Origin of the sequence: Halorubrum amylolyticum (assembly GCF_004114995.1) — an archaeon.
Lineage (GTDB): Archaea > Halobacteriota > Halobacteria > Halobacteriales > Haloferacaceae > Halorubrum > Halorubrum amylolyticum.
The window spans coordinates 1-6,125 of sequence record NZ_SDJP01000060.1; the positions used below are offsets into that span (position 1 = coordinate 1).

At 56.5% G+C, this 6,125-nt stretch carries 4 protein-coding genes; all 4 read left to right on the forward strand.

The window, feature by feature from the left end:
- The coding region (locus tag ESO89_RS18710) for a hypothetical protein (RefSeq protein WP_164932839.1) at positions 1-1,530 on the forward strand (1,530 nt) is incomplete at its 5' end.
- 139 nt (positions 1,531-1,669) lie between these two features.
- Positions 1,670-3,421: an asparagine synthase-related protein gene (locus ESO89_RS18075; RefSeq protein WP_164932840.1), complete on the forward strand. Its 1,752-nt coding sequence runs from the start codon at positions 1,670-1,672 to the stop codon at positions 3,419-3,421.
- Positions 3,422-3,536: 115 nt separating this feature from the next.
- On the forward strand, positions 3,537-4,493 hold the full coding sequence (locus ESO89_RS18080; protein ID WP_128906783.1) for a glycosyltransferase family 2 protein: 957 nt from the start codon (positions 3,537-3,539) through the stop codon (positions 4,491-4,493).
- A gap of 447 nt (positions 4,494-4,940) precedes the next feature.
- Positions 4,941-6,125: right-handed parallel beta-helix repeat-containing protein (locus ESO89_RS18085; RefSeq protein ID WP_164932841.1), on the forward strand; the 1,185-nt coding region annotated here is incomplete at its 3' end.

Genomic DNA, 6,125 nt, shown 5'->3' on the forward strand with positions numbered 1-6,125 from the left:
GGATTCACGATTGAGAACGTGTCGATCACAGGAACAGGCGGCCGTGGCGCCGCTATCCGCGTCGAAGACGGCCGCGACGGCACCACCATTCGGAACAGCTGTATCAATTTCACGGATTCTGGTGAATGTGGCGCCGAGATCATCGGCTCAGACAACTGCGTCGTAGCTGACTCGAACATCAAAGTCGACGGTGAGGCCGTCAAGTACAGGAACGCGAGTGTTGAGACGAGCGACCTCACCTACACGGATAGCTGTCCACTTCCCAATGAGATGGATTCTGGTGCACCGGACAGCGGGGACGATAGAACGGGAAAAACGCTCTCGAACACGTGTACGATCCGCGTAGCCGACGGTACCGTGGACTACTCGATCACCACCAGCGATGGCATCGTAGACGGATCGAACGGGAATATTGTTGACTCCTCGGTCGCAAACACTGTTTCGGGGACTGTCTCTGACGGCGAGGGACACTGGTTCTGGTTCGGCGGCGACGTTCAGAATCTCGGACTCAGTTCGGACGCCACCTTCTTCATTAACGGGGAGGAGGTCGACCCGACTCAGTTCGACGACACGACCGACACCGCCGATTCATCGGGAGACGAACCGGCCGACAACGAGGATTCCTCTGAAGACAACACGACTGACGGAGAAAATTCCTCGGAAGACGAAACCACGGAGAAGACGCTCTCGAACACGTGTACGATCCGCGTAGCCGACAGTAGCATAGATTACACGATCTCCGCGAGCGGCGGTATCGTCGACGGATCGAACGGGAATATTGTTGACTCCTCGGTCGCAAACACTGTTTCGGGGACCATCACTGAAGGCGACGAGCACTGGTTCTGGTTCGGTGGTGACATCCAGAATCTCGAGCTCAGTTCGGACGCTACCTTCTTCATCAACGGAGAAGAAGTCGCTCCCGCTCAATTCGACGACACGACCGACACCGCCGATTCATCGGGAGACGAACCGGCCGACAACGAGGATTCCTCGGAAGACGAAACCACGGAGAAGACGCTCTCGAATACGTGTACAATCCGTGTAACAGACGGTTCCGTGGACTACTCGATCACCGCAAGCGAGGGTATCGTCGACGGATCGAACGGGAATATTGTTGACTCCTCGGTCGCAAACACTGTTTCGGGGACCATCACTGAGGGCGACGAGCACTGGTTCTGGTTCGGTGGTGACATCCAGAATATCGAGCTCAGTTCGGACGCTACCTTCTTCATCAACGGAGAGGAAGTCGATCCTGCTCAATTCGGGGGTTCGCTCCCGAACGTCCTCAACATTGACGGAGGGATCCTTGAGGAGGGTGCAGAGTATGCCATCGAGGTGACCGGCGAACTCGTTCGCGACGACAAGGCCAGTACAGCTCCCGAACAAGGCCACGAGTGGGATGAACGCGAAGACATCGTCAACGAAAGCGAAGCCGTCGGCTCGGTGTGGGATGGTATAGACGTCTACCAGTTTTCTGGCGATCTGATCCAGCTAAATATCAACGGAAATGCACATGTGAACTTCGAGTAACATTCCCCCCCACTCGATTCCGTCACCTTTGAACCACCTACTGAGTCGGGTACTACGCCTCAGCGGATCAAGTTGTAAGCGCTGAATAACTATCTACATTCTATTCGACGCGTATTATATGCCTGGCGTTTGTTTAGACGTGCATCTAGGAGGAGGGGCGCCGCGTCACTCCCTAAATTCACTTGAACATCTCAGTACCTACGCGCACGAAACGGTCAGCGCGGATCACGAGCACTTTCTCGGATACACGTATTACCTCGGATACCCCGTTTTCACCCTGGAGACGGAGGAGTGCATCGTTTACTTCGAGGGGTACTGCTACGACGACGACGACGTGCGCGAGCGGTTGCGCTCGCTGGTGCCCGCGCTGTTCGACCCGACAGCAGACGACGTCACCCAGTTTATTCGGAGAACGGACGGAGAGTTCCTCGTCGTCGGCATCGATCGCCAGAGCGGACGCGTAGCTGTGGTCAACGATGCCTTCGGGCGACTCCCCGTCTATTGTGACGACCATGCCAATGGGCTCGTCCTCTCGCGGGAACCGCGGTTCGTCATCGACAACGGAGAGAGCGACGAGTTTGACCGTATGGGGCTAGCACAGAGTCTGCTATTTGGGTACACACTGGGAGATCGGACACTATGGGAGGGCGTTGAGCGACTTGTCGGCGGGACGCACATCGTCGTTGGCGGCGACGGCGAAACCGAGCGTACCCGCCATTACGAGTTCGACTTCAGCGAGAAGCAACACGCCGACAAGTCTGTCGCGGAGAACGCCCAAAACCTCGCGGCGCTCTTTACCGATGCCTGTGACCGCAGGACCCGTCAGGGGAGGCGGACGCTCCTTTCGCTCAGCGGGGGGTTAGATTCGCGCGCTGTCGCCGGCGGCTTCCAAGCGCGAGACATCTCGTTCGTCGCGGCGACGTTCATGCACGATGACGGACGCACCAGTGACGATGTTGAAATCGCCCGTCAGGTCGCGGACGCGGCGGAACTCAACTGGAAGACATATACGCTGGAATCGTTCGGAGAGACCGAGGTGAACCAACTGCTCCGGATGAAGGAGGGATTGAACCCGGTACAAATGGGATTTATTATCCAGTTCTTCGAGCGTCTACTCGAGGAACACGGTCACCGAACAACGTACGTAACGGGTGACGGCGGTGATAAGGCGATTCCCGACTTAACGCCGAGCGCCAACATCGGTTCGCTCGGGGAGTTCATCTCATACGTCTGCTCGAAGAACGCCATCTTCAAACCGACGACGGTCAAGGAACTGACCGGTGTCGAGGAACAGGCACTCCGAGAGGAGATCGCTGCCGTCATCTCAACGTATCCCGAATCGGAGTGGAACGACCTATACGTTCACTTCCTCGTTGCCGAGAGGGGACGAAACTGGCTGTTCGAAGGAGAGGACCGCAACCGTGGTTATTTCTGGAGCACAAGCCCGTTCTACGGGCTACAGTTCTTCGAGTACGCGATGAACGTCCCCGCGTCTCAGAAGTCCGGCTACCACCTCTACCGGCTATTCCTGAATGAACTGTGGCCAGCAGCCACCGAGATCGAACACGCTGATTTCGGATATGCGCTCGACTCGCCGATGTACTACGCCGTGCAGCGAGGACTTGACTTAATAGACGGCTATCCACGTCTCGAACGGATCGTCGATACAATTCATGACAGCGAGAGCTCGCGTTCCGAGGACGATATCGCCGGCCGCCTCCTCTCCCGCCGACTGTCGGATCAGGCTGTCAAGAGATATTTTTCGCCGACTATCGTCAAGGATGTCGCGAACGACCGTGCCGGCTACAGCTCAAAGCAGGCGTTCACGCTCCTCACCTTGGCTTCGGAGGTAACTCGTTTCGCGTCGGCTGAACGAGCGTCCCACACCTAATGACTGGTTCCCACTCTGCTACTCACGTCGGTCTGTACGTTCGCTCGATCGGGGCGACCCTGCCTGCTGGCGAGGAAAGGGTACGATCGCACTCGGCATGCGACCGAGGTGCCATATGAACGGGAATCACACGAACGGGCTCGTCAGTGTCGTTCTTCCGACGTACGGCCGTCCGGAGTTCCTCGTCGACGCAGTCGAATCGATCGATCGCCAGAGCTACGGTCCGATCGAGATCATCGTCGTCGATGATCACTCACCGGACCCGATCGAACCCCGACTGCACGATATCTCGGTTGGGGAGGATCGGATGCTGCGCTGCATCCGCCACGAGGAAAGCCGAGGGGCCAGCGCGGCCCGGAACACGGGAATCAAGGCGTCGGAAGGCGAGTTTATCGCGTTCCTCGACGACGATGACTACTGGCTGCCAAGCAAGGTCGAAAAGCAGGTCGAGACGTTCGAGCATGCCGGTCCGGACGTTGGTGTCGTCTACACTGGACAGCGATTCGTCGCCGACGGTGAGGTGACGAGCGTCTTCCGTCCGACGCTCGAAGGCGACGTTACCAAGTCTATTCTCTGTGGAACGACTATGTCGACCTTCTCAGCGATAATGATACGGTCAGAGGCGTACGAAACGGTCGGCGGCCCCGACGAGCGGTTTCCCTGCTGGCAGGACCGTGAGTGGCTCCTTCGGCTCTCTACGGAGTACGACTTCGCAGTCGTCTCCGAGCCTGTAGTCGTCCGACAGTCGACGGATCATGATCAGATCAGCGACGACTTTGAAGTCAAACGCGACACCGCGTACCCCCTGTTCTTGGAGACATTTCGGCCATTAGCAGCAACGTACGGCAAGAAGTACGAACGGCGACTCGTCGCTGCTCAGTCGCTAGAACTTGGAAAATCAGCAGTTAGACACGGATACGCGCGGGACGCTCGTAAGTACCTACTCCGGTCGATTCGGTATCATCCGACCGAAGTGTCGGCATATTTGTATTTTCTTGTCGCGCTTGGTGGCAAATTGACAATCAAACCGGCGCGGGTGGCATACCGCTCGATTAACCAGCTCAGAGAATGATTGACCCCTCAGGTTACGATGTATTTAGCCGTATTACAACTTTTGTAACTAAGCTATGACGGCTGTTTCGAACAGGTATGGTGGTTCAAAGGGGTTGTTTGTCGACTGTCTGCGGGAGCACGACACGGATACCAGGTGTACTGGGGTCCATGACGAATCCGCACTCGCCTCCCCAGACGGGAGAGACGGTCACTATACAGATATGTAGGGCTGGGTGATGATCGGGGGAATGCGCTGTTGAACGGCCCATTGTGTACGATACTATGACCGTCGATTATGATATCAACAGGATTAATGATTTGGGACGTGATGGATACCTGAGAAGCCGCGTCGGAAACGAGGATATGTGTGAGATTGATGTGTGTCTTCCTCAGAGGCCATCGATGATCTGAAACCAGAGGAATGGAACGCAGAAATCTGTTGAAAGCGGCGGGATCGATCGGGGTCATGAGTTTTCTCGCCGGCTGTTCGCTGTTCGATTCTGAATCCGACCAAACGGAAACTTCTCCTTCACGGACGACGCCGTCTCGACTTTCAGATAAAGAATTCGAAACAGTCGTCAAGCTCGAAGATGTAATCGCAGATATAGATAGTGACGAAACGATAGATACCGCGATCGAATCGCACCTGACGGACGACACGCTTGTCACCCTGCCGGGAGGCCGACACCGGATCGGATCGATCACAAAACACGGTGTATCGAACGTCGGGCTCGTCGCAGCTGACGGGGCGACGCCGACATTGGTTCCTGACCAACCCGTCTCCGAACTCACAGACCACGAACTCATCGTCAACATCCAAGGATCGAACATCTTGTTCGGTGGGTTCGACCTGGATTTCACCCGTGGTTCGGATTTTGGCGGACGGATCCAACTCATCGCTGAGAGCGGCGATATCTCCGTATTCGATGTCACTACGAAGGGACAACTACCCGGGAACGTTGACGGTTATCGCGTGGAAGCACACACGAAGGATGGGGTTGCGACGCTAGACAACGTTAACATGCGTGATGGCGCCGTCGAAGGACAATCGGCAACCGGAATATTTGTCGGACCGCCACACGCCGGCGAGATCCACATCCGCAACTGCGACATCTGGCACTTCCCCAGCAAGGGCATCTACGCGTCTAATCCCGCCCATCCCGATGTCGGAGAGGGTGGAACTGTCCACGTAGAAGGGGGACTGTACAAAAACAACAACGATTGTGACGTCCGTGTCGGAAGCGCCGGCTCCACTGTCAAAAACATCGTCTCAATCAAAGAGAATACCCGCGACGGCGAAACTGTCACGTGGAAGGACCCGATTCCACGCCGCCACTGGAACGATCGAACCGATATTGTCCAGACTCGATCGATCCGTCTCAAGTACGGGCAAGACGTCCTCATCGAAGGCTGTGAGTTCGTTCACGAGATTGGTCAAGGCGCCGGAGTCATTACGGGTGAAAGCAGTCACGGAGACGGAACAACGGTTCGCGACTGTCGTATCTCGGTGACCGACGCCGATATCTATCCGATTCTGCTGAAGAACAGTGATGGCGGATTCACGATTGAGAACGTGTCGATCACAGGAACAGGCGGCCGTGGCGCCGCTATCCGCGTCGAAGACGGCCGCGACGGCACCACCATTCGGAAC

Coding starts and splice junctions, on each gene's coding strand:
- ESO89_RS18080 (WP_128906783.1), top strand. CDS start 3,537: ATGAACGGGAATCACACGAACGGGCTCGTCAGTGTCGTTCTTCCGACG.